The organism is Pelagicoccus enzymogenes (genome assembly GCF_014803405.1).
Classification (GTDB): domain Bacteria; phylum Verrucomicrobiota; class Verrucomicrobiia; order Opitutales; family Opitutaceae; genus Pelagicoccus; species Pelagicoccus enzymogenes.
This window is the reverse complement of record NZ_JACYFG010000006.1, coordinates 391576-417618: the sequence shown is the minus strand read 5'-3', so window position 1 is coordinate 417618 and position 26043 is coordinate 391576. Positions and strand designations below refer to the sequence as shown.

The following is a 26043-nucleotide window of genomic DNA, read 5'->3' as shown; positions in this document are numbered from 1 at the left end:
CGCCCAACCGCGAACGCGATGAACAAGACCTTACTACTCATACTCTGCGACTTCTTGTTGCTCACTATTCTTTCGATGTGGAAGACGGAAGAAGAGGCTCCGCCTCCCTCTGATGCTCCGAGCTCGGAGTCGCAGGACGTAAACGTTTCGGCAATGGCGATGATGGAGCAGGACCTCCTCGACACGCTTAAGTATTCCCTCGAGGAAGAGCAGGCCGAGCGAAACGAGCTGAACGAAGACCTGGAGGCGAAAGCTGCTGAACTGGCCAAACGGGAGGAAGAGCTCGCCCAGCGCCAGCAACGTATCCAAAATCTGGAGAGCACGCTGACCGAGGCGGAGAAGCGGGAACGGGAGCTCGCTGCCGCTCGAGAGAGGCTGCAACGCGAAACGCAGGAGCTGGAAAGCCAAGTCACGGCTGTCCGCAACGAGTACAGCAGCGTTAGCCAGCAGCTGGCGGAGACGCAGAAGCAAGCCTTGGAAAACCAGGCCCAGTCGCGCTTGCTTCAGGAAGAGCTCGAGAAAAAGCTTTCCGATATCGCAGCCAAGGAAGCTGCCTTGGCGGAGAAGGATCGAGCCCTCGCCGCCACCCAGCAAAAGGTGCAGGAGCTTGATGTGCAGGTGCGGATGAAGGAGCAGGAAAACTCCTTTTTGCAAAATTCGGTGAGTACCTTGAAGGGCGAAGTGGTCGCCGAAAGGGAAGAGCGCTTGCGTCTGCAAGAACAGTCCACGGTGCTGGCCCAGGGTGTGAGTGAGCTTGCGGCCAGCTCGCAAGACCTGCGCCAGGAATTGCGTTCCAGCTTCGAGATCAACGCCAACCAGCTCTTCGCCGACTTTAAGAATAACCAAATTAGAGCGGACTTCGCTGCGATAGAACTCATGCGTAACCGCTTCGTGAATACGAAGGAGACGACTATGACCGTTCTCGTGAGCGATGGGAAAAACGTCTTTGCGATCGCCCATCTCGACAGTCTTCCTTTCGGTCTCCGCACGGTTCCCGACACGGTTCGCCAGATGGAGCTTTCGCTCTCTCGGAAGGGCGAAAAATTGGCTGTGGACCGCATGCAGTTTCTCATGCTCGATCCCCGCATCGCGGTGGTGCCGCTCACTGCAGAGCAAGCGAAGAACCTTGGAGGCAAACCCTACTTGACGGCGATCGAGCCGTTCAAGTTTGCTGAGGCGGTACTCGTGAACCGGCAAGGCGACTACTATGGCGAGGTGGAGTTTAAGCTGGATGCGGACACGCCTGGTTTCGTGAAGATGCAGAACAAGATCTTCAGCAAGATCTTCGGCGAATTCTCTCCATCGACTGGGGACTTGGTTTTGTCGAAAACCGGTGAGCTGCTGGGGGTGATGGTAAACCGTCGCTACTGTGCCTTGGTCAACAACTTCGTCCCCGTCTCCACCTTGGATCTCAGCGGCAGGCTCGATACAGGCGAACTGCAGAAGACGCTGCGTTTGCTAAACGGCACCTTGAACGGCTTTCCCAACGCCTTGCAGTAAATTCGCTCGTGGTAGGGCTTTCCGCTAGCGACTGCTCTACGACTTGCGCAGCACGCGGCTGAACGCGAGTCCTGCCAGCACCTCCGCCTCAGCGACTTGTCGCAAGGCGCCGGGCCATTCCGCGTTGGGGAGCCTCTGGACTTCCAATCCGGTGGCCGCGCGAAAGCATAGGTACAGGCTTCGCACCACGGCGCGTTGCCAAAAGCTGCTTGCTTGGAAGTCGCTGTAGGCGATGACACCTCCGGGACGCAGGCAGGCAGTTAGTTTTGGAAGCAAACTGTCGATTTGCTTTTGGGAAAAGCAGTCTAGGCAAAAGTGGAGGCCAATGAAGTCGTAGGCTGTTTCCGGATACGTGTATTTCAGGGCGTCACCATGGACAGGATTGAGCCGGTCCGAGTGGCCTGACGCATTTGCTTGGGCGACCTCCAGCATGCGGCGGCTGATGTCGATGCTGTCGACTCGGATGCTCGAGTTGGCCTGCAGGAGTTTCGCTGAAAAACGTCCGTCTCCGTTGCCGATGAGCAGTCCATTTCTGCAACCCGTCAGGTAGGGAATGCAAAAGCAGCGCAGCGTTTGCAGGCGGTTGGCGAAGCTGAGACGCTCCAGAGGCTGGTAGGCCTTGGCGAGTCGATCGAATCCTCTCATGGGAAAAGCAGGATGATCCAAGGGCTCAGCAGGCAGATGTCCGCTGCGGTACGTAGTGTCATTGATCCGATTCGCCCGCGTGCGATATGCAGGGCAAGGATGGCGCACTGGGCAATCAAGGTCGCGATGGCCGTCTGCGAATCGCGTGCCCAAAGGGCGGATACCGAAACGAGGATCACTGCCGCTGCCAGTCCAGTGGCCTGCAAGGCGGACTTTTCTTCCCCCTCGTGAGTCCAGGATCGGATAAACAAGCAGTTGCTGGCGAAAAGCATCCAAACGCAGATTGCCGAAAGGTAGGGACTGGACTCGATTGGGAGGAAGAGCAGGGAGCTGGCGAGAACGAGCAGGGCGGTGAAGACGGATTTTAGGAAAGCGTAGTATCTGATGCGTCTCCCTTTTTGGGCGAACAAAGTGTAGGCGAGGGCGAGCCCCATCAAGGCGAAGCCGTGAGCCAATTCTGATTTGCTCAGGTAGTTGAAGGCGAGGGTGACCGCGACCGCGAGCGCGAGAAGCCAGATGGCAAGCACCGAAGTCCTGTGTTTGGCGTAGAACTGGTGTTGCTCGCTAGCGGGGCGTCCGCCCTTGAGGTTGTCGCACCAGCGATCGGCAGCGTATCCAAGCCAAACTGACAGGAATACGATGAGGGAGTGGTACCAACGCAGGTTTACGGCATGTTCCTTAGCGAAGAGGGCTTGCCAAGTCGTGGCGACGAGGGGTGCGTCGAGCGAAAGGAAAGTGAGCCATTTGAGTCGTGCCAGCATGGATGCCGGTTGATGAAAGGGATTTGCCGGGGGCAGGCGAGGTCGTTCCGGCTTGCCGCGCGAAATTGGCTTTTTCGCTTTTGCGTTTGGCAAATGGAGAAGGGCGGATCAGGAAGGTGTCCATGCCCTTTGTGAAAACGGATGCCTTATCGAAGCTCCCCGATGTGCTGGTCGTATTGACCACCCAGTGGCGGGCATCGGCTTTCGGTTTCGCGGGGGACCCGAACGCCCGCACGCCTTGTTTGGACCGGATTGCCGATGGATCGCTCTGGTTGAGACAGGCAGTGACGCCGCATCCCTTTGGGGTCTTCGCCCGTGCGGCTTTTCTTACGGGCACGCGAAGTCCTGGCAACGGGTTGCGGGACTACTACGATACCTTGCCCGCGGACTCGCGAACGCTGGCTCACGCTTTCGCGGATTCCGGTTACGACACGGCATTCTTTGGGAAATGGCAGCTTTTCGAGCGGGATCCCAAGGCGCCGGTGGTCGGGGAGGAGCACGCGCGGGTGGTGGTGCCGGAGCGGCGTCGCGGCGGATTCGGGCACTGGGAGGGATTCGAATCGGGATTCTTGCTCAACGATCCCTTGTTGCATGGCAGCGAGCTGCCGCAGCCGACTCGATTTCAAGGCTATCAAAGCGATGTTCTGGTGGAGCGATTTTTGCGGTTTCGCGAACGGCGAACTTCCTCGCGGCCGCTTTTCGCTGTTTTGAGTTTGGATGCGCCGCATCCGCCCTACGCTGCGGAGGCTTCGAGAATTCAGGCCAAAGATCCGGAGAGCATTCGACTCCTCAAAGGGACGACTCGGAATGGGGAGGAAAGATCCATCGCCCGTCGCGAGCTTGCCGGCTACTACGCCCACGTCGAGGCCACGGATCGCGCGATAGGGCGCTTATGGGAGGCTTGGAATCCCACAGGTGGCTTGTTCGCGTTTTCCTCGGTCCATGGCGACATGCATGGGGTCGACGGAAAATTCCGCAAAGGCTGGCCGCACGAGGAAGCGGTGCGGGTGCCATTGCTTCTGGCTGGAGTTGGCCTGCGGGGCGTGAATGACGACCTGCTGGTCAGTTTGACCGATCTAGGGCCGACCCTTCTGGGCCTTGCGGTTGGAAAGGGTGAATTGGGCGTGGACGGAATGGACCTTTCCGGATGCCTTCGAGGCGGTGAATCGGGTCCAGCCCAGCAAGAATTGTCGATGCCGAGCGTGCCGCCTTTTGCCAAGCAGTGCCCCTATGTTTGGACCGCTAATCGGGTCGCTGGCCGCACGGAAGTCTTCCCGGAATCCGGTCCGAGCTTTGCTATCGAGCATTACTCAAAGGCGGAATTTGAGGCCTAGGCAAATTCTTCCGTCGACGATTTTTTGTTCAGCTTTAGAACTTTTTTAGATTTTTAAGTCATTGATGGGTAGTAGTTAAAAGGCATTGTTGAGCTTGCGGGCATAGGCTTTGCTTAGTGCGAGGCATGATAGATGATCTCATGCAGCGCGAAAATTACGTCTTGGCCAAAAAGCTGTTGGACGTGTCCCACGCCAAGCAGAACGCGATCGCCTCGAACTTGGCGAATGTGGAGACCCCTGGCTACAAGCGCATGGACATCGAGACGAGCTTCGACGCCCAGCTGAAGCGCGCTGCTGCCACCAACGACGTCAACGAGATCCGCAACCTCGAATTCCGGACCGTACGCGATCTCGAATCTCCCAACCAACGAGCGGACGGGAACAACGTCCAGATCGACCAGGAGATGCTCGCGATGCAGAAGAACGCGATCCAGTACGAATTTTTGGCGAACTACACCTCTACTTCGCTCAACCGCCTGAAGACTGCCATTTCCGGCCGCGTTTAAAGGATCACCTCTATTAGATAGACACCCGCTATGAACTTAATGCCAGGCATCGACTCCACCTCCTCTGCACTGCAGGCAGAGAAGCTCCGCATGGACATCATCGGGCAGAACATCGCCAACGCCCACACCACGCGGGGTCCGGACGGCAAGCCTTACCAGCGCCAGACCGTCCAGTTCGAGGCGAAGCTCCTCGAGCTTGGCCGCGACCAGAACGGCCAGATGCAAACCGCCCAAGGCGTGAACGTTCGCAACATCGTGACGGACGAGACAGCGGGGCCGCTGGTCTTCAACCCAGGGCATCCCGATGCTGACGAGAAGGGCATGGTTCGACTGCCCAACGTCAACCTCACCCATGAGATGGTGGACCTCATTTCCGCCTCCCGCTCTTACGAAGCGAACCTGCAAGTCGTCCGCACCTCCAAGCAAATGGCTCAGCAAGCCTTGAAGATCGGTAAGCACTAATCGCCGGCCCAACTCTTGAATACCACTTTCCTACACCGTTAGCGCCACTTCCCCATGATAGACTCTGTATCCAATCTCGCAGCGCAGCAGCTCTTCAAGACCAACCAGCTCGAGCACCAAAAGAAGCTTCAAAGCGTCGAGTTCCAGAACCCGACCGACTCGCTCAATAGAGCTTCCGAAGCCAAGGCCTTCGACGGAGTGATCGGCAAGTTCATCCATGAAGTCGACGCCAAGCACAAGGTCGCCGCTGCCGAGTCCAACAAGGTTTTGCTCGGGGAGGCAGACAACGTTCACCAGGCGATGATCGCCAGCCAGGAGGCAGGAGTCGCCTTCAACATGATGGTCGAAATTCGCAACAAGCTCGTTCAGTCCTATCAGGAACTGATGAAGATGCCAGTGTAGTTAAGCCACTGATACGATAGGAAATAACTACTATGGCTAATCAATTTAAAGAAATCTGGCAGTCGTTGGGAGCAAACCAACGCATCTCGCTCATCCTCGCTTCCGGCCTCGTTCTCCTCGCCATGATTGGCATGATGATCTGGGCGGCTCAGCCGGATCTGCAGCTGCTCTACGGAAAGCTTTCTCCAGAAGAAGCGGGTAAGATCGTGGCCAAGCTGGAGCAGAAGGGAATCAAGTTCGAGACCGGTTCTGGCGGAAACTCCATCTACGTGGAAGCTTCTCAGGTGCATCGCCTGCGCATGGAGCTCGCTACGGAAGGCATCCCAGCGGGTGGCAGCGGCCCAGGCTTCGAGCTCTTCGACGAAGGCAGCTTCGGCATCAGCGATTTCGTGCAACGCACGAATTTCTTGCGTGCGGTTCAGGGCGAACTCTCCCGCACCATCTCGCAGTTTGACGGGATCGAGTCCGCTCGCGTCATGGTGGTCATGCCCGAAAATCGTCTGCTCTCTCGCAGCGAAGGCCAAGACCGCCCCACCGCATCGGTCTTTGTCGACGGCGGCGGACTGACTTCCAGCACCGTCAATTCCATCCGCCACTTGGTGGCCAACGCCATCCAGCGTCTCAACGTCAACGACGTGGTAGTCGTTGACAGCATGGGAACTGTATTGAGCGAGGAACTACGCAGCGACGGACTGGGCGGCGGAATGACCAGCGACGTCATGAAGTACCGCAAGTCGATGGAAAGCTACTTCACCAACAAGGTACAGTCCATGCTCGACCGCGTTCTCGGCCCCAATCAATCAGAAGTTCGCGTAGCAGTGGATATCGACACCTCGTCGGTTCAGACCACCGAAAAGATCTACGATCCAGAAAGCCAAGTGGCGCGCTCCACTATTACCGACGACGACTCGCAGATCGAGCGCGAGACCACTGGCGATGCCTCTTCCACGGCCGCTGGAATCTCGGCCAATACTCCTGGCGCGGGGTCGGCAGCGGGCGGTTCTTTCTCCACCATCAAGGAGCGTGAGGACAAGAACAAGACCCGCACGGAAAATTTCGAGATCAACGAGCGGGTGGTTAGCAGCGTGCAGAATCCAGGGGCGATCAAGCGCCTCACCGCATCGCTGGTAGTGGCCAAGCAAATGAAGAACGTAGGCGGGAACATGGAACTCGCCAACCGCACGACCGAAGAGCTGCAGGAGCTGGAGGACATCGTTTTGACTGCCCTCGGCATCCAACTCGCCCCGGGCCAGCAAGCGGCCGACTTCGTGACCGTTAAGGAAATGGCCTTTGCGGCGGATCCTTTTGAAGACCATGGCGACCTGCTCAAGGAGGAGGCGAACTTCCAGCGCTACATCGAGATCGGAAAAAACGCGGTCGGCGCGGTGCTCGGCCTCGGCGTGATCATCTTCTTCATGCAGATGCTCAAGCGCTACAAGCCTGAGAAGATCTCCATCGAGGTGCTCCAGCCAGAGCAGATGCTAGAGACCCGCAAGATGGAAGACACCAGCCAGGTCACTCCCGAAATGCTTAACGAACTCATTCGCCAAAAGCCCGCCAACATAGGCGTCTCGCTGCGCGAATGGATTGGAGAGGAAGTCAATAAGAAGTAGTTCCTATGCCTGCCGATTACAAAAGCCTTTCTCGCGTGCAGCGCCTCGCCACCTTCTTGGTGGTGATCGGTCCTGAAGCCGCGGCCCACGTTCTCAAGGAATTCGACGACGAATCCATCGAGATCATCTGTAAGGAGATGACCAACATCTCCGCCATCGAGACCGACCTGCAGAAAGCTGCGGTGGAAGAGTTCTCCAGTTTCATCCTTTCCAGCTACGGATCCTTGTTAGGCGGTCCGCTCTACACCCGTCGCGCATTGGAGATCGCCAAGGGCGACTTCAAGGCGACCAGCATCTTGGAACGCATCGCGCCGACGAGCAACTCTGCCGAGGTCATCAAGGAAATCGAGCAGATGGAGCCGCGTCAGATCTTCAACATGATCAAGACCGAACAGGCTCAGACCATCGCTTTCGTGCTCTCATATCTCGAGCGCGACAAGGCTGGCCCGATCCTCGGCATGTTCAACCACGAGGTGCGCGAGGAAGTTATCGAACGCCTCGGTATCATGGAGCCGACTTCGCTGGAGCTGATCAACAAGGTCGCTAATGCGCTCTCTAAGAATTTGGATACGAAGCAGAAGACCACGCTCAACAAGAGCGGCGGCATTCGCATGGTGGCAGACTTGCTCAACACTCTGGAAAAGGAGGACAGCAAGTCGATCCTCACCAACATCGAAGAGCGCAACCCAGCCCTCGGGGCGGAGATTCGCAAGAAGATGTTCAGCTTCGAAGACCTTTCCCGTCTCGAGCTCCCAGATCTGCAGCGCATCATGCGCGAGGTGGATTCGGGCGACCTCATTATCGCCCTCAAGTCGGCGACCGATTCGCTCAAGGAGGCCGTCATGGACGCGGTATCCAAGCGGGCGGCGGAAACGTTGAAGGAAGAGCTCGAAATGATGGGGCCGGTCAAGCTGACCGAAGTGGAAGCAGCCCAGGAACGCGTTATCCAAGTGGTACGCAGACTGGAAGAACAAGAGGAGATCTCACTCGATGGTGGCGGCCAAACAGTCTAAGAAGCACCGCCTCGTTCTGGAGGACAAGCTGGTGTCGTTGGCAGTCGCTTACGACGGTCAACCGCGCGTGGACAGTCTTGCCCACAAGCAAGAAGTGGACGCGTCCTACAAGACTGGATACGAAGACGCGAGCTCCCAGTACAACCAACAGATCCTCGATTTTCGTTCCGAGATCAACGCTTTGCGAGAAGGGACTTTCTCGGAGTTGGAAAACAAGTTTACCACGATCGTAGGCGAAGCTCGCGAAGCGCTCATGACGCTGACCTACGAGTGCGTTAAGCAAACGCTCGGCGGTTTCGAAATGCCTGCAGAGGCGATCGAAGCCGTTGTCGAAGGCGTGGTGAAGGAAGCAGGGCTGGAGGACGAGCGCATGGAAGTGCGCCTGCATTCCGCCGATATCGCTTTGCTGACCGAGCTCGATTCGAATTTGAAAGCGAAGCATCCGGGCCTTGAGTTCGTGGCCGACGACATGTTGCGTCGCGGCGACTGCATCCTTTCCAGCCGTTTTGGCAAGATCGACGGAACGATCGCGAACAAGCTTCACAAGCTAGGGGAGAGCTTGCGTCCCTCATGAACCGTTTGCTTCCAGATTGGGCTTCCGATATCGGAGCGCGTGTTGGCGCCTTGGATACGCTTAGCCACTTGGGTAAGGTTGCCCAAGTAACCGGTTTGATTGTGGAGTCAGAAGGGCCTCAAGCGAGCTTGGGCGAGGTTTGCGAGATCACGTCCCCAGGCACTGCGGTGAAGGTTTACGCGGAAGTTGTTGGCTTCCGCGAACAACGGATTTTGCTCATGCCGCTTGGCGACGTAGCGGGCGTGCATCCCGGCTGCGACGTGAAGTTGAGCAGCGGTTTCAACAAGGTGCCTGCGGGCAACGAGGTACTCGGTCGCGTGGTCGATGGCCTCGGTCGACCCATCGATGGGATCGGCCCCATGCACTACCAGAAGCCGAGCGCGTCGACCGGCAAGGTGCCGAACCCGCTTTTGCGTCAACGTATTTCGGAGCCCTTCAATACCGGCGTGAAGGCCATCGATCTCTTTTCTCCGGTGGGGGAAGGGCAGCGTATGGGAGTTTTTGCCGGATCGGGTGTGGGTAAATCGACTTTGCTCGGCATGCTTGCCCGCGGTTCCAAGGCAGACGTCAACGTAATCGCTCTGGTCGGTGAGCGTGGTCGCGAGTTGCGCGAGTTCATCGAGAAGGACCTCGGTCCTGAGGGCATGGCTCGTACGGTGGTGGTGGTGGCTACTTCCGACCAGTCGGCTCCGATGCGTTTGCGAGCCGCCAACATGGCGACCAGCATTGCCGAGAATTTCCGGGATGCCGGCAAAAAAGTCCTATTCCTGATGGATTCCGTCACGCGTTACGCCATGGCTCAGCGCGAGGTGGGCTTGGCTGTGGGCGAACCGCCTGCCAGCCGCGGTTATACCCCGTCGGTGTTTTCGACGCTGCCGCGCTTGTTGGAGCGTACGGGCAATTCGGACAAGGGGTCCATCACCGCGTTCTATACCGTGCTGGTAGAAGGGGACGACTTGAACGAGCCCATCGCGGACGCGGTTCGCGGTATTCTCGACGGGCACATCGTGCTTTCTCGTCAGCTGGCTACGGCTAACCATTTTCCAGCGATTGACGTGCTGGAGAGCATAAGCCGCTTGCGTAATGACATTTCCAGCGAGGAGGAGCTCGCGACGGCGGGTCTCGCTCGCGACTACCTTGCCTTGTATCGAAAGAATGAGGACATCGTCAATCTGGGCGCTTACGTGCGTGGAGCGAACCAGCGGATCGACGCTGCTATCATCGCCAACGAGCGCGTGATGAACTATCTGAAACAAGGCTACACCGAGAGCGTTCCTCGGAATGAAAGCTACCAGAAACTTGCTGCTCTGATCCGATGAAGAAGTTTACTTTTATTCTAGATCCCTTGCTGGTCCTGCGGGAGCGCGACGAGCAGAACGCTCGCATGGCCTTGTCCGAGGTGAATGCCCAAGTCGAGCGCATCAACCAGCACATCGCCCAGTTGGAGGATTCCGTGTCAGGCACCTACGCATCGTGGGATGGCGAGAGCGGACGACGCTTTTCTCCCATGGATCGGATGGGCTTGGCCAATCAGGTGGCGGAACTGAAACGCCAGACGGAAGAAGCCCGCGAGCTTATGAAAAAGGCTCAAGAACGCCGAGCCAAGGCGATGCAAGCCCTGCAGGAAGCGTCCCGCAATCGCAAGGTCGTCACGAACCTCAAGGAAAAACGCTTTCAAGAGTACACCGCTGAAGCGCTGAAGCAGGAAGCGAACGAAATTGAAGACATCTACAACGCGCGGAGGAGCGCTCGCTAGTCGTTATGCAAATGCTATCTAAACCCCTGGTCATCGCATTGATCGCTCTCGTCCTCATGGTCGGGACGCAGTTTGTCGCTTTGAAGATGTATTGGTCGGAACTTTTTCCCGAGCCGGAAGCGTCGGCTGTGGTGATTAAGCGCGAGGAGCCGAAACCCTTCGAGTGGGGATTCGCGTCGGAGTACATCACCCAGCTCGAACGCGAGCTGCACGAACGTATCATGATGTTGGATGCGCGTGAGGAAGAGTTGAACGCTTATGAAGCCCGTCTCGGAGCGGATCGTGCAGAGATTGAGGAAATCAAAACCCAGGTCGAGCGGATGCGAGAGCATCTCTTGGAAGGCGTTGTTAAGCTCGAGTCCGACGAAGTGGAGAACCTCAAGCGCCTGGCCAAGGTCTATGCCACGCTCACTCCCGATGCGACGGTTAACATTTTCCGGGACCTCGACGACTCCACAGTCGTGAAGATCCTGTTTTTCATGAAATCCGACACTGTGGGCGCTGTTCTCCAAGAGATGGCGACTGCGAATGGCGGTATAGCGGAACAGGTGCGCCGGGCGGCCAAGATTTCCGATATGCTCCGACTCTTTTCGGACAATACAAAGGACAACTTAGCCCAAAATTAATTATGCCAATAGAGCCTACCAGCGTATCCAAGCCAGCGGTACGTGAAGTCGAATCGTCGTCCGCCAGCTTTGGGTCTTGGACGTCAATGCAAGGAAGCTCTACCGGAGGCAAGGATCGCCCCCTCAACAGTCTTTGGGAAAAAGCCATCAACGGCGCCCAGAAGCTTTTTGGTTCCGACAAGTCCGGATCCGCAGCTCTTGAAGAAAAGGGAGAAAAGGAAGAAAGCCAAGATTCCAACACAGGCCGCAATGTCGGCAGCGAATTGGGCGTGCAGTCCACCCCGAGCTTTTCCGGCCGCCGTTTCGGCAGCTTCGGAGGCGCTGCCTTCGGCGGAAACACTTTCGGCAGCGTAGCCACCTCACGCGCCGCGCCCGAAGCGAGCGTGAACGAATTCCAAGCCGGTTCCAGCTTTGATACGCCCAAGGCGAAGGGAGGAAACGAGTTCTCCCAGAGCGAACGACCCGCAGCGGAGAAGGGGCCTGCACCGAGCTCTGAATCCTCCTCTCAAGGGAAGGCGGTTTCGGAAGACCTCGCCGAGGACGAGTCGACCGGAAAGGAAAAGCGGATGGAGGCTGTGCCCAGCAAGCCCGCTCCGAAGTCAACTCCTGCCCAAGCTCTGGTATCGCCCCCGCCTGTGCAGGGCGCCGCGGCTCAGCCAGCCCAGGCTCCAGGACTCCAGCAGGAAGCCCAGGCAACAGTTGCCCAGTCTGCAGCAGTCCCGGCGACGACCCAGTCTCCTGCGAATCCTTCGGGGCCTGTTGAAAAGGCCCAAGCTCCTCAGCAGGCCGCAGTTCCTTCGGCAGTTGCTCAACCGAAATCGGGTAATGGAAATCCGAATACTCAAGTTCCTACGGAAGGCGGTAAGACGCAACTACCATCACAAGCTGCTACTCAAGCTCAGGCCGCAGTGACGACGAATCCAGCAGCGAGCAAGCCTGCTGAAGCCAAAGCGGAAGCGCCTGCGACTCCGGTGCCCTCCGCCAAGCCGCTCGCGGTAGCGAAACCGGAAGGCGAAGCGGTTGCGACTCCTGCAGCCGATAAAACCTCCAAGCCCGAGATGAGTTCGGTAGGATCCAGCAAGCCTGAGGCTCCAGCGAACAAGCCTGTTTCGGAAACTCACGTTCCTGCCAAGGAAACGCTTGGTCTGAGCAAGGACACGCCTGCGGCGAAGGAAGGATTGGGATTTGACGTGGCGAAGGCCAAGGAAGCGGTGAGCGAGGCGTTTGCCAAGACAGCTGCCGCCAAGCCAAGCGCTCCTGCAGCCCAGTCGCCTGCCGGGTCGAGCCAATCCGCTCCTCAGGGAGTAGCCGTTCCGCTTGAGGCGGCGAGCAAAGCTCCCGCCAGCGAAGTGGCTGCGACTCCCCGACTGGGCGAAATCGCAAAGGCCGAAACCAAGGAATTTTCCAACGCTGACATGAGCAAACGAGACGGCTTGGCGAGCGCCCAACAGCGTGGGGCTGGCAACAGCAAGGCTGCAGTTGAAGCCTCGTCTCAAGGCAAGTCCAACGCTCAAGAGGGCGTGGTGGTGGATGGCAGAACGGGCCAGGCGACAACTTCCGCCAAAGTGACTGCGAACCAATTCGCTCGCGAGTCAGTTGCCGCCGCTGCAACCCGTGCTCAGCCCGCTAGCGGGCAAGCTCGCAGTGCCGCCGCCCCTACGAATTCACCTGCGACAACGGCAGTTGGTGGCGTGTCAGGCGGAGCCCAGACCATGGCTAACAGCTTGAACGCTCAGGGCGCCCAGCAGGGTAGTTCGCAAAACTCGGATGGCGATCCCGCCGCCAAGCAAGATTTTGCAGCCTCGCTGAAACAAGCTTCCGCTTCCAAGAGCAGCGACAAGCCGCTCGATGGAGGACAGTCTTTTGACGCGAAGGTAGAAGCGGCGGCCAATCGCCGTACCGAAGCCGCCAGCAAGGCCCGTCAAACATCCTACGTGAGCAAGACGGCTGCGGAAGTGAAGGAAGTGGTGGCGACTTTGACCAAGAGCATCGATCGTCTGGTTACCGACAAGTCGGGTGCGATGAACCTGAAGCTCACTTTCGAAGGGGGAGGCAGCCTCAAGCTGAGCATCTCGATGGAGGGCGGAAAGGTTGCGACATCCATGCAGACCGACGTGGTCGGACTCGAAGCGGCGATCAAGGCGAACTGGGGCGAGTTGGCCAACGATTGGAACCAGAAGGGCGTTAAGCTCTCCACGCCGCATTTCCAAAATTCCGAGATGGGCAAGGATTCTTCCTCCTCATTCGAAAACCACAGCGACTTCGCTTCCAAGCAGGATCGCCAAGCTGAGGGAAGAATGGGCGACGGCCGCGGTCGCGGCGCCAAGCAAGCTTCCAACCCAAGGGGATTCGCCGATGGCTCCGCTGATCAAGGGGAAGCTCGCGGCCAAGGAAGCGAGCCGCGCCAGCAGGTCGTTTCCGACAAGGAGCTGAAGGCCTACGCTTAGAAACAGATTTCGACGCTAACTTTTCGAACACGCGTACATTGTTCGAGACTGGAACGGGGATCCCATTTGGGGTCCCCGTTTCTGCGTTTTAGCGGCACGCTTTTCCCGAGGGATGGGCAGTTCTTGCCGGAGGAGGAAACGAGCGACGGGGAGAATAAAATTTATATTTTAAGTCGTTTACTGACAGTGGTTTGTGTGGTTTGTGCGAGAGTTGGCATCGCCGTTGCTTAGAGAGGGGTAGTCAAAAATGTACGCGAACAACTAGAACCTCCATATTGAACACACCCCCATGCCAGTAGACGCAGTAGGCAGTACAACACAGACCCTTGACGGAGTATCGACAACGCGCTCCGGGGGATCGGGACAGGAGCGTGTTGAGCAGAAGGCCCTCGGCCAGGACGAATTCTTCAAGTTGCTCACGACCCAGCTCGCATCGCAAGACCCGCTCGAGCCGATGGAAGACACCGCTTTCATCGCCCAGATGGCGAGCTTCAGCCAGCTCGAGATGACATCTGAAATGACCAAGGCTTTCGACAAGCTTAGCGACACTCAGCAATTCGCTTCGGCCCACGGCTACATCGGCAAGACGGTGAGTCTCTCGACGGGGGAAGAAGGGGTCGTCACTTCCGTTGAACGCCAGAACGGCGAGACCATCGTATTTCTCGATGGCAGCAACACCAACGGCCGTAGCGTAGATAACATCTACCGAGTGGCGCCGGGATCAGGTGAAGGGGCAACGGTCAGTTCCTCCAAGCAAGTTTCCAACGACCTCTCGGAAACGATTGCCAACGCCATCACCCAGGCCGCCAAGACCATCACCGATCCCTTCGTCGGGACCGGGCAATCTAAGTCGGGCAGCAGCAATGCGGACGGAGTCGATGCTCCCGATCGTGGAGTATCCGGTTAATCAATACTTTCTCTCAAATCACTTTTCCAACCAGTAACACTTTAACACTCACTAATTAATCATGGCATTTGGAGCACTCAGCAGCGGAATCAGCGCCCTCAACAGTTTCTCGAAAGGGATGGAGGTCATCGGTAACAACATCGCGAATGTTAACACCGTCTCGTTCAAGTCTTCGCGTATCAAGTACTCGGAGACGTTTAACCAAGTTCTCAAGCAATCCGCGCCATCGCCATCGAGCGGAGACCGCTCTAACGTGCAGGCTTCCCAGGTCGGCTTGGGCGTGCAGGTGGAAGGCATCGTGGGCCAGTTCCACCAAGGCGGGCTCTCCTCCACCAACCAGCTGACGGACCTCGCTATTTCAGGAGAAGGTTTCTTCCTCGTGCAGGACCCGAAGAATGAGACCTCGCAGTTCGCCACTCGTGGCGGCGACTTCCGTATCGACGACCGAGGCTTCCTCGTCACCAGCGGTGGCATGCGCGTACAAGGTTTGACCGGAGGCTCTTTGGGATTTGAAGTCGATATCGGCGAAGACGGAAACTGGAGCTTCGTGCCGAACGAAGACACGCAGACTGGTACGATCAGCCCAGCGAACTACGGGGACATCCGCCTCGACTACGACAAGGGCTCGGCCGAAGTGGTCAACGCACAGCACTTGAACGGCACTTTGAACCGCAACTCGGTGATGTACACCAACGATCTCCTCGGCGAGGACGCCAGCGGCAATGTGGTTTGGGGAAGCATGCCTACGCCTAACGGGACCACCGGAGTTTTTGACATGTCGGCCGTTAACTACGGTGGCGACGCTGTAGGGACTCCCCACCGCGTGGGCGCCTTCACCTTTGGATTGAATGCCGGCGGGGAAGCTACCTCGATCGAGGGCGTAACCGGTTGGCATGCTTTCATGGAAGATGCCGTCACCAACCTCAAGACCCTGCGCAACGTCAGTAACGAAGGCAACCTCACCGGTGTCGTGACGGACGCTGAAATCGAGCAAGCGGTCAGTAGCGACTTTTTCTACAAGATGTTCGGGGCGGATCTGAGCGCTCAGAACGAGACCCTCATCCAGAACAACCCGACTCTCTACGGTATCAGCACCAAGGGGCAGGAAGTTCTCGACGCTTACAACAACACCACGCCAGCTCCTGCTACGCTCGCGACCGCGGCTGATCTAAGAAACGGTACCGCTGTCGGCCAGGCTGCAATCTCCGCGTGGGACACCGCAAATCCGAGCAGCCCAGCGACGCTTTCCAACATGTTCGACGGCCCTATCAAGATCGACGGACAGGCGGTGCAGCGCCTCATGATCGACAACGGCGATTTGACTTGGGACGCGACCATCAAGGAGCAGGACACCGTTTCCGCCATTATGGAGACGTTCCCGGCCGGCTTGACGGAAGCTCAAACGCTCATGAGCTCGGTCCGCGCCGAAAAGACGCCCGAACTCAGCCGTTTTTCCATCGATGACCAAGGCTCGATCGTCTACTTCCTCAACAATGGTGACAGCTTCAAGCGTGGCCAAATCCAGCTCGTAGACTTCAACGACAAGACAGCCCTCATTCGCGAAGGCCAGAACCTCTACTCCAGCTTCGGAGCGGCGGGCGTGAAGGAAGCTCAGAACGGAAACCCTGACGGATTGCAAGTGGCTGGCACCAACGGCCTCGGCGTCATCAAGCAGGGCGCTCTCGAGCTCTCCAACGTGGATCTCACCAACGAATTTGCCAACATGATCACCACCCAGCGTGGTTTCCAGGCAGGATCCCGTATCATTACGGTATCCGATGACATTCTTCAGGAAGTCGTAAACCTGAAGCGATAACCAACAACTAGGTAACCTAACCTAAAATAGTAGTAATAACCCTCGAAGACTGAATAACATGGCAGAAGAACAAGCTTCAGAAGCCCCACAACAGTCCGCGAAAGGTGGAGGAGGTAGCGGGATGATTCCCGCCCTCCTCGTTATCGTGCTCATGCCGATAATCTCCTTCGCGATGTTCAAGTTCATGATCATCCCAATGATCAAGGCCGAGCTGCCCGAGCAGGGCGAGGCTGCGCCCATTACGGCGGAAGACCTCAACATCAGCTACCAGGAGTCGGCGGAACAGATCGCATACTCGTTCGAGCCCGTCATCGCCAACGTTCTCGGCACCAGCCAGACGCGTTTCGTGCAGGCAGTTTTTACCGTCTACGGCAAGCACCCTGACTTCAATGCCCTGATCGAGGCTAAGAAGGTGCGTCTTCGCGACCATGCGGACAGCGTGCTCGGCGGGCTGACTTTGGCCGACCTGGAGAAGCGCGAGATCAAGAACATCGTGCGCAACCAGCTGCGCGAAGGCTTCAACCACCACCTTGGCAAGCCGCTCGTAGAGGAGATCTACTTCGACTCTTTCGTAACCCAATAGTCCTGCCCGAGATCGAGACTGAAAATGGCTGACGACGACCAGAACGAAGGCGAACTGCTGAACCAAACCGACATCGACGCTCTTATTCAAGAGGCGATGGAGGAGCCGGAGGAGATCATCTACGATCCCGAAGGCAATAAGGTTAAGACCCCGAAGGGGACGCGCATCGAGCCTTACGACTTTCGCAACCCGATCTTCCTCACGGAAGTGGAGCTGCGCCGCGTTCGTATTCGCCACGAAGAGTTCATCCGCTACCTGGCGGCCCGACTCTCGATTTTCCTGCGTCTCGAGTACTCGCTCAAGATGTCGCGTCTCTCGACGCTGACCTACAGCAAGTTTACCGAAACCATTCCCAATCCAGCCCACGTGGTGCTCTTCAAGATCGAGCAGCTTTTCGGAGTAGGGGTCATCGACATCAACCCGCGCCTGGCCCTCACCATGGTGGACCGCATGCTCGGGGGCAAGGGCCACTCCGTGCAAGGCGAGCGCTACCTCACCGAGATCGAGACGAACCTCGTGGACGACGTGGTCAGCATCGTGCTTGAGGAATGGTGCCGCCAGTGGAAGTCCGAGCAGGAGCTCGACACCACCATCATCGGCCACGAAAGCAACGGTCGCTTCCTGGAGACCTCTCCGGCGGACGCTATCATGCTGGTGCTTTCCATGGAGGCGGGAGTAGGGGACTGCTCCGAGACCATCCAGATCGGCCTGCCGTATTACACTTTGGAGCCCATCATCAAGCGCATGCACGAGGCCAAGGAAAAGGACCTCGGGCTGGACCTCGCCCAGTCGGAAAGCGCCTGGCAAGCGAGCTTCAACCAGATCGACATCCCCGTGCAAGCCGAGTGGGACGGCGACAGTCTCACCACCAAGGAAGTGCTCAACCTGCGCCCCGGCGACGTCATTCGCTTCCCCAAGAGCGTGCTGAAGAACACGCGGGTGCGGCTTTCCAACACCATCAAATTTACCGGAGAGATCGGCTTGGAGAACAACCGAGTCGGCGTGAAGCTTAACAAAAAAGTAGAAGAGGAATTACCCGAAGAATGAACATGCTCGAAGAAACCAAAGACCTAGGCCTCCTGATGGACGTGCGCGTCAAGCTCACGGTCCAGCTCGGATCTTGCCGCATGCCGATGCGCGAAGTCATGGAGCTAGTGCCGGGGTCGGTCATCCAGCTCAACCAAGAGGCCAAGGACCCCGTCGGGCTCTACATCAACGACAAGTTGATCGCTTACGGCGAAGTGGTCGTGGTGGAAGACAACTTCGGCATCAAGATCACCGAAATGGCCAACGGCTAAGGCGAACGCCACTTTTTAGCGGATCCTGCAAGAAATCCGCTCCGCGGGACTCCACCCGGAACGCCCCGATTTTTGATTGTATAACTGATATGTTTAAGAAGCCGCTCCCTTGTGAAGAAGGGCGCGGCTTCTTTGTGTTTGGCGCTGTCGCGCTGCGAATGGGTTTTACCGTCGTGGGGCTGCCGCTTGCGGCACGCCGCGTCTCGCTCGTTCAACTGTTTGCAGTGCGGCGTGGCGCGAGCGCGCAGCCCTACGTTTGCTGCGCTACGAGGGGGGCAAACAACGCGCTCGGGACTCCACGTAGTACCCGTTTTTCGGGCTAGGAAAAAACTGCCTAGACGACATCTTTCGGGAGAACTTAAATCTTTTTTTGGTTTTTATCTCTTTGGTTTCTAATGGTTTATGTTCGGTGTGGAGCGGTTGGCACCTGCGTTGCTTAGACACGGTCGCACCAACCACCTATTTCCTATGTCCTTCCGCACCACCTTTGCCGCGTTCTCCACCACAGCGGCGCTCACGCTTTGCCAGCTTGTCTCCGCCGCTATCGACGGAGACCAGGTGATCGGCGGTCCCCGTCCTGAGGGAGACGCAGGCAACGAACAGTCGTCGCAGGCCATGCAGGGACTGTTTTCCGGCGATTCCGCTTCCTCCGGCGCTCTCATCACCTTGCTCGGCTACGCGGTCATCATTGGTGCCCTCGCGGTGGTCGTGTGGTTCCTTTTCCGCAGCGGCATCATCCGCAAGAACTTCTCCAAGTCGGAGGGAAAGCTGAAGATCGCCGAAACTCGCATGCTGGGGAACCGCCAGTTTCTCTCTGTCGTGGAGTACGGCAGCCAAAAGATTTTGATAGGGGTCGGGCCAGGCAAAATTGATTACCTCACCACGCTGCAGAACAGCGCAGGCGAGTTTCCAGAGGTGGAAGCACCTGAGGTCGATGCGAAGTTAGGAGGGCAGGCGTGAAGCTTCGTCTATCCATCTTTTGGATACTGTTGGTCGCCTTCGTTTTTGCGAACGGCGTCTCTGCGCAGGATGCCCAAGATGCGGGAAGCATCGGAGGAACGGGGGTGCAGTTGAGCGTCAACATGGGAGGTGACGGCGGCACGCAAGATGTGGGAGCGGCGATTCAGGTGCTCCTGCTCATGACTTTGCTGACCTTGGGCCCTTCCATGATCGTGCTCATGACCAGCTTTACGCGTATCATTATCGTGCTCGGGTTCGTGCGCACCGCCATTGGCGTTCACCAAGCGCCATCCAACCAGATCATCGTGGGCCTTTCCCTGATCATCACTTTCTTTATCATGCAGCCGGTTCTCAGCAACGTGAACGACAATGCGCTGCAGCCGCTCATGGCGAAGGAGATTACGACCATGGAGGCATTCGAAGCGGGCTCCGGGCCATTGCGCGACTTCATGCTGAACCAGACGCAAGTGACCGATATCGAGTTTTTCTTGGACCTTGCCGACTACGGCCCGACGCCTGCGTCCGAGCTGCCGATGCGCGTGGTGGTTCCCGCGTTCGTAATGAGCGAAATCCGTACGGCTTTCAAGATGGGCTTCCTGATCTTCCTGCCCTTCATCATGGTCGACTTCCTCGTCGGCACAACGCTGATGGCCATGGGTATGATGATGATGCCGCCTGTGGTCATTTCTCTCCCTTTCAAGCTGCTCCTCTTCGTCCTCGTCGATGGCTGGACGCTCGTAATTAAATCTCTGGTACAAAGCTTCAATATATGAACCTCGAAACCGCAATCGAACTGTTCCGTCAGGCCGTGACCAACGCGCTCATGCTGGTTAGCCCGATCCTTATCACGACGATCGTCGTGGGCTTGGTGATTAGCCTTATCCAGTCCGTCACCAGTATTCAGGAACAGACCCTGTCTTTCGCTCCTAAGCTCTTCGCGGTTGGAGGAATTCTGATCATTGGCTCCTCTTGGCTGCTTAAAACGCTGATGGGCTTCACCATCGAGATCTACCAAAAGATTCCGGAGGTTCCTTTCTGAGCAACAGGCCAATCTGGAAACGTATTCACTAGATGATGACAATCGAAGACATCGCTATCTTTTTGTTGATCCTGACGCGGGTGCTCGGGCTCTTCATGGCTGCGCCTGTCTTCTCACACAAGTCGATTCCCATCGTAGGCAAGGTGACGCTGGCGGCTGCGTTTGCCGTCATGGCTTTGCCGATGGTCGATGTGGACATTGCCATGCCGACGGAAGTGTGGAGTTTAGCGCTTTGGTTCGCCAAGGAGCTGGTGGTGGGAGCGCTCATGGGGATCGGCATTCGCATGATCTTCTTCGTGCTCGATTTCGCGTCCCACGTCATCACGGTGGAAATCGGCCTCCAGCCGGGGCAGGCCTTCGATCCGGATGCGTCCTCCCAAGGCAATCCGTTGGGAACGATCATCTATTTTCTAGGCTTGGCGATATTGCTCTCGGGTAGCGAGTACGACATCCTCCTCGCTTTCATGCGGAGCTTCGAGGTCGCCCCGCTGGGCTTCTTCGGACTCAATTCTTTCGCGGGAGACTACATTATTCTTGCTACCGCGGACATCTTCAAAATCGGCATCTTGATGGGAGCTCCCATCATCGCGGTAAACTTTTTGGTGAACCTGGTGTTCGCCGTTCTTGGAAAGGTCGTTCCAAAGTTGAACGTCTTCATCCTGAGCTTCTCTGCTCGCATCTTCCTCGGCACTACGGTGCTGGCTCTCACCGTAGGCCTGATCGCTCACTACGCGGTCAACTACATATCCGAAACTCCAGAGATGATGCTCCGCTTCATCCTATTTAGACCGGAGGCGTAACCAGATGGCTGATACGGATAAGGATTCAAAGACAGAGAAGCCCACAGACAAGAAGCTGAACGAAGCGCGCAGCGAGGGTAACATGCCGCAAGCTCAGGAGGTGGGCGTTACCTTCACCTTGTTAGCGGGCTTGTTGGTGGTGATGTTCATGGGGCGTTCCTTGGTCACTCAAGTGTTCGATGTCTCGTCCACCTTGTTCGGAAACCTTTCCTCTGTTGATCTCTCGGTCGACAACATCAGCTACTTTTTCAACGAGATCATCGTAATGCTGGGCAAGATGTCGGCTCCCTTCCTGGTCACCGCCATGGTGGCTGGTATCATAGCAGGAGGCTTGCAAACCAAGTTCCGCCTGACTCCCAAGGCCTTGGGCATCAAGTTCAACAAGCTCAACCCCATCAACGGCGCCAAGAACATCATGTCCAAGGACGTGCTGGTACGCTTCGGGATCGACCTGTTGAAGATGGCGGCCATGGGACTGATCCTGTGGGTAGCGATGCGCAAGATCATCAAGGACCCGATCTTCTACGCTGAAATCGACATCAAGCACGTCGGCCTCTTCATCACTGATACCTTGGTCTACGTCTTCATTCGCTTGACGGTGGCAGTCGGCATCATCGCCATCATATCCTACCTCTGGCAGCACAAGAAGACGATGGACGGGCTCAAGATGACCAAGGAAGAGGTCAAGCAGGAGCGCAAGGACCAGGACATGAGCCCGGAGGTGCGCAAGGCTCGCATGCAGATGGCGATGCGCCTGATGCAGGGGCAGATGCTCGACGACGTGGCCACGGCGGATGTCGTAGTGACAAATCCGACACACTATGCGGTCGCTTTGAAGTACGAGCGAGGCATCGATTCCGCTCCGATGGTTTTGGCCAAGGGCGAAAACGCCTTTGCCCAGCGCATCAAGGCCGTTGCGGCCGAGCATGGCGTACCCGTGGTGGAAAACAAGATGGTCGCCCGCATGCTCTACAAGGTTTCCCAGGTCGGCTCTCCGATCCCGATGGAGATGTTTCAGTCGGTGGCTGAAATTCTCGCCTTCGTCTACAAGACGCACCGCTACTACTTCCACAAGCTCAAGGCCCGTCGCGCCGCCCTCAAGAAGACCAAATAATGAGCGATTCCGCAGCACAGTCCTTTTCTCCCGCAAAGCTCCTCGACTTCCTCAAGCGTGGCGACACCGCTCTGGTGGCCTGTTTGTTCGGCACGGTCCTCTTGCTGGTATTGCCGCTTCCGCCCATGATGCTGGACGTCTTGCTGGCGGCCAGCGTGGGAGCGTCCTTGCTGATCTTGCTCATCATCGTCTACGTGAAGGAACCTTCCGAGTTCTCGGGCTTCCCCACGGTGCTGCTGGGCGTAACTTTGTTCCGATTGGGGCTGAACGTGGCCTCGACTCGCTTGATTCTCCTCGATGGCTATGCCGGTAGCGTGATCGACTCTTTCGGTTCCTTTGTAGTGAGAAACAACTATCTCGTGGGAACGGTTATCTTCCTCATCCTGGTCGCGATCAACTTCATCGTTATCACCAAGGGCGCGGGGCGTATCGCGGAAGTTGCGGCCCGCTTCACCTTGGACGCGATGCCAGGTAAGCAGATGGCGATCGACGCGGAGCTCAACGCGGGCATCATCGACGAGGTCAAGGCCACCAAGCGCCGCGAGAAGGTGCAGAAGGAGGCGGACTTCTACGGTTCCATGGACGGTGCCAGCAAGTTCGTTCGCGGTGACGCGACCGCAGGTATTCTGATCACAGCTATCAACGTGCTGGGCGGTATCGCCATCGGCATGTGGCAGCAGGACATGAGCTTTCAGGAAGCGCTGCAACGCTTCACGCTTCTCTCGATTGGTGACGGATTGGTTTCGCAGATTCCAGCTCTAGTCATCTCTCTCGCGGCCGGTCTTTTGGTCACTCGCAACTCGGGTGAAGACGAAGACCTTGGTTCGCAAATCGGCGGTCAGGTGGCCGCTTATCCGAAGGCCCTCGGCGTGCTAGCAGGCATGTTGGGACTGTTCGGAATCATACCGGGAATGCCGTTTATTCCTTTCTTCATCATGGCGGCGGGTGTCGGAGCTGGGGCAGTAGCCCTGAACCGCGTCCAAGGCAAGAAGAAGGAAGAGGAGAAGCGGAAGGAAGTCGAAGAAAAGGCTCAGGCTCGCCAAGGCGGCGGTGGCCAGGGTGGGGAAGCGGTGGATCCCAACGCTTCCAAGCACCTGCCAGCCGAGTTTGAAAAGTTAATCGAAGTAGATGTGTTTGCCCTAGAAATTGGATTTAATCTTCTCTCCCTCGCCGACAAGGCCCAAGGCGGCGACCTTTTGGAGCGCGTGACGGGAGTTCGCAAAACCTTGGCTCGCGAGCTTGGCATCGTGGTGCCGCCGATCGCAGTGCGCGACAACATGGAGCTGGAAGGGCAGGAGTACCGTTTCCTCTTGCACGACAAGGAAGTGGCTCGAGGCGAGGTGATGCCAAACCGCTGGATGGCTATGAACGTGACCGGCAGCGACGTGGAGTTGGCAGGCATTCCGACCAAGGAACCGGTGTTCGGCATCGAGGCGGTTTGGGTCGACGAGGACGAAAAGAAGAGCGCCGAGATCAACGGCTTCTCCGTAGTGGATGCGGCATCCGTGCTCATCACGCATCTTTCCGAATGCCTCAAGAACAACGCCCACCATTTGCTCAGCCGTCAGGATACCCAAAAGTTGGTGGACCATGTCGAGGAGACTCATCCGGCGCTCGTACAGGAGCTTATGCCGGATCTCGTATCCATCGGAACGATACATCGCGTTTTCCAAAATCTACTCAAGGAAGGCGTGGCCATTCGGAACCTAACTTTGATCCTCGAAGGAATAGGGGATTTCGCTCCCATTTCCAAGAATCCAGACGATCTGTCCGAGTACGTTCGCCGTCGCACTGGAGAATTCTTCGTGGCCGAGTATGAGTCGGAGAAGGGCGTATTGAAGGCGATCACCATGGATCCGCGCCTCGAGCAGGTACTGGCCTCTAAGGTGCAACGCACAAATACCGACTACACGCTTTCCCTAGATCCCAAGCTCGCGCAGTACCTACTGCGAGAGCTGGCCATAAAGGCTAATGACCAGATCGAAAACGGTCTGCTACCTATTCTGGTAACGGCGGCTGAAATACGCTTGCCCTTCAAGAGATTCTTCGAACCTTCGCTGCCCAAGCTCAACATCCTGAGTTACCAGGAGCTTCCGTCGAGCACCGAGATTATGAACCACGCCATCATACTGTTCCCGGATTTTGCTCAGCAGGACATGCAGGCGAGGGCTCAGGCGAACGGCGCCACCGAAGCAGCTGCCAACGGCCCGATGGCTGCGAGCTTCCAGCCTAATTGATAAACGCCCATAGTTAGGTAACCTATTTCCATGAGCCAAGACTCCACCCCTGCAGGCACCCAGATCAAGCTTCTCGTGAACACCGCGAGCGAGGCGGTAAACGTCATACGCGAAAAGTATGGCGAGCAAGCTCGCGTCCTCTCCGTCAAGCAAGTGGAAGCGGGGGGGCTCAAGCGTTTGGTGAGCAAGCCGCGTTTGGAAGTGATCGTGGAGATTCTGGGCCCGGGGCCGCAATCGAAGGCCAAGGCGCCTGCGGCGAACCCTCCCGCGCAAGCGGCTGCGGCGACCCCCAAGCCGAATATTCAAAAAGAGGATACGCCGTCTCCCAAGGCCGCGGCCTCCGCCAGCGAACAGAAGCAAGCCCCTCTGAACAAGACTCCTATCGGGGATCTGTATTCAAAAAGCAATTCCGAGGATGACGACGCGGGGAGCTACTTTTCCCAGTTCGAGGACGACGCTCCTGCCAAGACGAAGGTCCCTGCCGTCGATTCGGAAGAACAGGAAGCGCCCCTCGGTTCCGCCGCGAACCCGGTCAAGCGAGGAACGTTGGAAGCGGTGCAGCGGGCCATCTCCATGCTCGAGTCCGTAGGCTTCGACCGCTCTCTCATCGAGCGCATCCGTTCGGAAGTGGATTTCCGCGACATCGGCTCGTTGCCGACCATGGATCTCTACGCCAAGATTTGCGATTGGTTGCGTAGTCGTTTTCCCCATACGTCCAAGCCTGAACTCGGCCCCCGCCGGGCATTCATCGGCTGTAGCGGAGTGGGCAAGACTTCCGCCCTCTGCAAGATGCTCTCGGCGGACGTGTTCGTAAACGGCTTGGCCCCTACCGTATTGAAGGTCGATTCGGAGCTGCCAAATCCGAGCGACAGCTTGGAGGTCTTTTGCGAAATCATGGGAGTCGGACTGGCCCGCTCTGCGGAGGAGGTGGGCGAGACGGACCAGAGCCGTCCCTTGCTGGTGGACATGCCCGGCTATTCCTTGTCGGACGGGAAGTCCGTGCAGGCCTGCCGCGAGACCTTGGACTCCTTGGGCATCGACGAGCGCATCGTGGTGGTCAACGCGGCCTACGAGGCGGAGCTGATCGCCGACATGCTGGCCACCGGCGAGTCGATCGGAGCCACGAAAGTAATTTTTACCCACTTGGAGGAGACCCGCCGGGCGGGGAAGCTTTGGAAGTTTTTGTTAAATCGTCGGATGGAGCCGCTCTTTTTCAGCGAAGGCCCGAATCCGGCTGGGGAATACACCATGGAAACCTACAGCTACTTGTTGGAACGTTCCTTCCCGAACGGCCGCCAACTCGCCGCCGCCGCCAAGCGGGGCAAGCCAGTAGGCGCCACGCAATCTGGAGAGGAGAGGTATAGCTCATGATGTACACTATGCTTATGGGAGGAATGCTCGGCTTCGTTTCGATCTTCCTCGTCGCCCTCGGAGTGGGGAAGGACCCGCTCAGCGCCCTCGGCCAAGCAAGCGTCGGCAGCTTCCTGTGCGGCCTGCTGTTCCTGTGGGTCGGTCAAATTTGGATAAAGAATGTCCGGCAAATGCTCATGGAGAAGCGTCAAGCCGCCGTCGCTGCGATGGCGGAGGCTGATGAAAGAAAACAGCGAGACGCTAAAGAGCGCGGTTCAAAACCCGTATAACTACTCAACC

The 26043-nt window shown here is 57.4% G+C and carries 27 protein-coding genes; 25 read left to right on the top strand and 2 right to left on the bottom strand.

What is annotated here, in order from left to right:
- The first annotated feature begins 18 nt into the window (after positions 1 to 18).
- Positions 19 to 1500: a coiled-coil domain-containing protein gene (locus IEN85_RS04235; protein WP_191615816.1), complete on the top strand. Its 1482-nt coding sequence runs from the start codon at positions 19 to 21 to the stop codon at positions 1498 to 1500.
- 36 nt (positions 1501 to 1536) lie between these two features.
- On the opposite strand, the gene IEN85_RS04230 is transcribed toward IEN85_RS04235, so the two are convergent.
- The gene (locus tag IEN85_RS04230) at positions 1537 to 2145 is read right to left on the bottom strand and encodes a class I SAM-dependent methyltransferase (protein WP_191615815.1); all 609 of its coding nucleotides are present in this window, start codon (positions 2143 to 2145) and stop codon (positions 1537 to 1539) included.
- On the bottom strand, positions 2142 to 2906 hold the full coding sequence (locus tag IEN85_RS04225; protein ID WP_191615814.1) for a hypothetical protein: 765 nt from the start codon (positions 2904 to 2906) through the stop codon (positions 2142 to 2144). Before IEN85_RS04225 ends, IEN85_RS04230 begins: the two co-directional genes overlap by 4 nt.
- 122 nt (positions 2907 to 3028) lie before the next feature.
- Here IEN85_RS04225 and IEN85_RS04220 point away from each other — a divergent pair, with 122 nt between their 5' ends.
- The 24 genes from IEN85_RS04220 to IEN85_RS04105 all read left to right on the top strand — a co-directional run bounded on the left by IEN85_RS04220 (position 3029) and on the right by IEN85_RS04105 (position 26033).
- Complete coding sequence (locus IEN85_RS04220; RefSeq protein ID WP_191615813.1) at positions 3029 to 4240, top strand: sulfatase-like hydrolase/transferase; 1212 nt, start codon at positions 3029 to 3031, stop codon at positions 4238 to 4240.
- A gap of 125 nt (positions 4241 to 4365) precedes the next feature.
- Positions 4366 to 4746 carry a flagellar basal body rod protein FlgB gene (gene flgB / locus IEN85_RS04215; protein WP_191615812.1) on the top strand — a complete coding sequence of 127 codons (381 nt, stop codon included), beginning with the start codon at positions 4366 to 4368 and terminating at the stop codon, positions 4744 to 4746.
- Positions 4747 to 4776: 30 nt separating this feature from the next.
- The gene (flgC, locus tag IEN85_RS04210) at positions 4777 to 5208 is read left to right on the top strand and encodes a flagellar basal body rod protein FlgC (protein ID WP_191615811.1); all 432 of its coding nucleotides are present in this window, start codon (positions 4777 to 4779) and stop codon (positions 5206 to 5208) included.
- A gap of 54 nt (positions 5209 to 5262) precedes the next feature.
- The gene (gene fliE, locus IEN85_RS04205; RefSeq protein WP_191615810.1) at positions 5263 to 5610 is read left to right on the top strand and encodes a flagellar hook-basal body complex protein FliE; all 348 of its coding nucleotides are present in this window, start codon (positions 5263 to 5265) and stop codon (positions 5608 to 5610) included.
- A gap of 32 nt (positions 5611 to 5642) precedes the next feature.
- Positions 5643 to 7223, top strand: coding sequence for a flagellar basal-body MS-ring/collar protein FliF (fliF, locus tag IEN85_RS04200; protein WP_191615809.1), 1581 nt, complete (start codon positions 5643 to 5645; stop codon positions 7221 to 7223).
- A 5-nt stretch (positions 7224 to 7228) separates the two neighbouring features.
- Positions 7229 to 8236, top strand: a complete 1008-nt coding sequence (gene fliG, locus IEN85_RS04195) for a flagellar motor switch protein FliG (RefSeq protein WP_191615808.1) — start codon at positions 7229 to 7231, stop codon at positions 8234 to 8236.
- Positions 8214 to 8810, top strand: a complete 597-nt coding sequence (locus IEN85_RS04190) for a FliH/SctL family protein (RefSeq protein WP_191615807.1) — start codon at positions 8214 to 8216, stop codon at positions 8808 to 8810. The genes fliG and IEN85_RS04190 overlap by 23 nt, the downstream gene beginning before the upstream one ends.
- Positions 8807 to 10129, top strand: coding sequence for a FliI/YscN family ATPase (locus IEN85_RS04185; protein ID WP_191615806.1), 1323 nt, complete (start codon positions 8807 to 8809; stop codon positions 10127 to 10129). The genes IEN85_RS04190 and IEN85_RS04185 overlap by 4 nt, the downstream gene beginning before the upstream one ends.
- Positions 10126 to 10566, top strand: a complete 441-nt coding sequence (gene fliJ, locus IEN85_RS04180) for a flagellar export protein FliJ (protein ID WP_191615805.1) — start codon at positions 10126 to 10128, stop codon at positions 10564 to 10566. The genes IEN85_RS04185 and fliJ overlap by 4 nt, the downstream gene beginning before the upstream one ends.
- Before the next feature lie 11 nt (positions 10567 to 10577).
- Complete coding sequence (locus IEN85_RS04175; protein WP_191615804.1) at positions 10578 to 11192, top strand: MotE family protein; 615 nt, start codon at positions 10578 to 10580, stop codon at positions 11190 to 11192.
- Positions 11193 to 11194: 2 nt separating this feature from the next.
- Entirely contained in the window at positions 11195 to 13639 is a 2445-nt protein-coding gene (locus tag IEN85_RS04170) for a hypothetical protein (protein ID WP_191615803.1), read from the top strand.
- A gap of 289 nt (positions 13640 to 13928) precedes the next feature.
- Complete coding sequence (locus tag IEN85_RS04165; protein ID WP_191615802.1) at positions 13929 to 14546, top strand: flagellar hook capping FlgD N-terminal domain-containing protein; 618 nt, start codon at positions 13929 to 13931, stop codon at positions 14544 to 14546.
- Positions 14547 to 14607: 61 nt separating this feature from the next.
- On the top strand, positions 14608 to 16362 hold the full coding sequence (locus IEN85_RS04160) for a flagellar hook-basal body complex protein (RefSeq protein ID WP_191615801.1): 1755 nt from the start codon (positions 14608 to 14610) through the stop codon (positions 16360 to 16362).
- Between the two features lie 58 nt (positions 16363 to 16420).
- Positions 16421 to 16945: a flagellar basal body-associated FliL family protein gene (locus IEN85_RS04155; protein ID WP_191615800.1), complete on the top strand. Its 525-nt coding sequence runs from the start codon at positions 16421 to 16423 to the stop codon at positions 16943 to 16945.
- Between the two features lie 24 nt (positions 16946 to 16969).
- Positions 16970 to 17992, top strand: coding sequence for a flagellar motor switch protein FliM (locus IEN85_RS04150; RefSeq protein ID WP_191615799.1), 1023 nt, complete (start codon positions 16970 to 16972; stop codon positions 17990 to 17992).
- A gap of 2 nt (positions 17993 to 17994) precedes the next feature.
- Positions 17995 to 18243 (top strand): flagellar motor switch protein FliN, encoded by a 249-nt coding sequence (fliN, locus tag IEN85_RS04145; RefSeq protein ID WP_008102439.1) that lies wholly within the window; start codon positions 17995 to 17997, stop codon positions 18241 to 18243.
- A 468-nt stretch (positions 18244 to 18711) separates the two neighbouring features.
- Positions 18712 to 19203, top strand: coding sequence for a flagellar biosynthetic protein FliO (locus IEN85_RS04140; protein WP_191615798.1), 492 nt, complete (start codon positions 18712 to 18714; stop codon positions 19201 to 19203).
- Entirely contained in the window at positions 19200 to 19976 is a 777-nt protein-coding gene (gene fliP / locus IEN85_RS04135) for a flagellar type III secretion system pore protein FliP (RefSeq protein ID WP_191615797.1), read from the top strand. Before IEN85_RS04140 ends, fliP begins: the two co-directional genes overlap by 4 nt.
- On the top strand, positions 19973 to 20242 hold the full coding sequence (fliQ, locus tag IEN85_RS04130) for a flagellar biosynthesis protein FliQ (protein WP_191615796.1): 270 nt from the start codon (positions 19973 to 19975) through the stop codon (positions 20240 to 20242). Before fliP ends, fliQ begins: the two co-directional genes overlap by 4 nt.
- 32 nt (positions 20243 to 20274) lie before the next feature.
- Positions 20275 to 21042 carry a flagellar biosynthetic protein FliR gene (locus tag IEN85_RS04125; protein ID WP_191615795.1) on the top strand — a complete coding sequence of 256 codons (768 nt, stop codon included), beginning with the start codon at positions 20275 to 20277 and terminating at the stop codon, positions 21040 to 21042.
- A 4-nt stretch (positions 21043 to 21046) separates the two neighbouring features.
- Entirely contained in the window at positions 21047 to 22156 is a 1110-nt protein-coding gene (locus tag IEN85_RS04120) for an EscU/YscU/HrcU family type III secretion system export apparatus switch protein (RefSeq protein WP_191615794.1), read from the top strand.
- Positions 22156 to 24393: a flagellar biosynthesis protein FlhA gene (gene flhA / locus IEN85_RS04115; protein ID WP_191615793.1), complete on the top strand. Its 2238-nt coding sequence runs from the start codon at positions 22156 to 22158 to the stop codon at positions 24391 to 24393. The genes IEN85_RS04120 and flhA overlap by 1 nt, the downstream gene beginning before the upstream one ends.
- A 30-nt stretch (positions 24394 to 24423) precedes the next feature.
- On the top strand, positions 24424 to 25764 hold the full coding sequence (locus IEN85_RS04110; RefSeq protein ID WP_191615792.1) for a hypothetical protein: 1341 nt from the start codon (positions 24424 to 24426) through the stop codon (positions 25762 to 25764).
- Positions 25761 to 26033 carry a hypothetical protein gene (locus IEN85_RS04105; RefSeq protein ID WP_191615791.1) on the top strand — a complete coding sequence of 91 codons (273 nt, stop codon included), beginning with the start codon at positions 25761 to 25763 and terminating at the stop codon, positions 26031 to 26033. Before IEN85_RS04110 ends, IEN85_RS04105 begins: the two co-directional genes overlap by 4 nt.
- Positions 26034 to 26043: the final 10 nt, after the last annotated feature.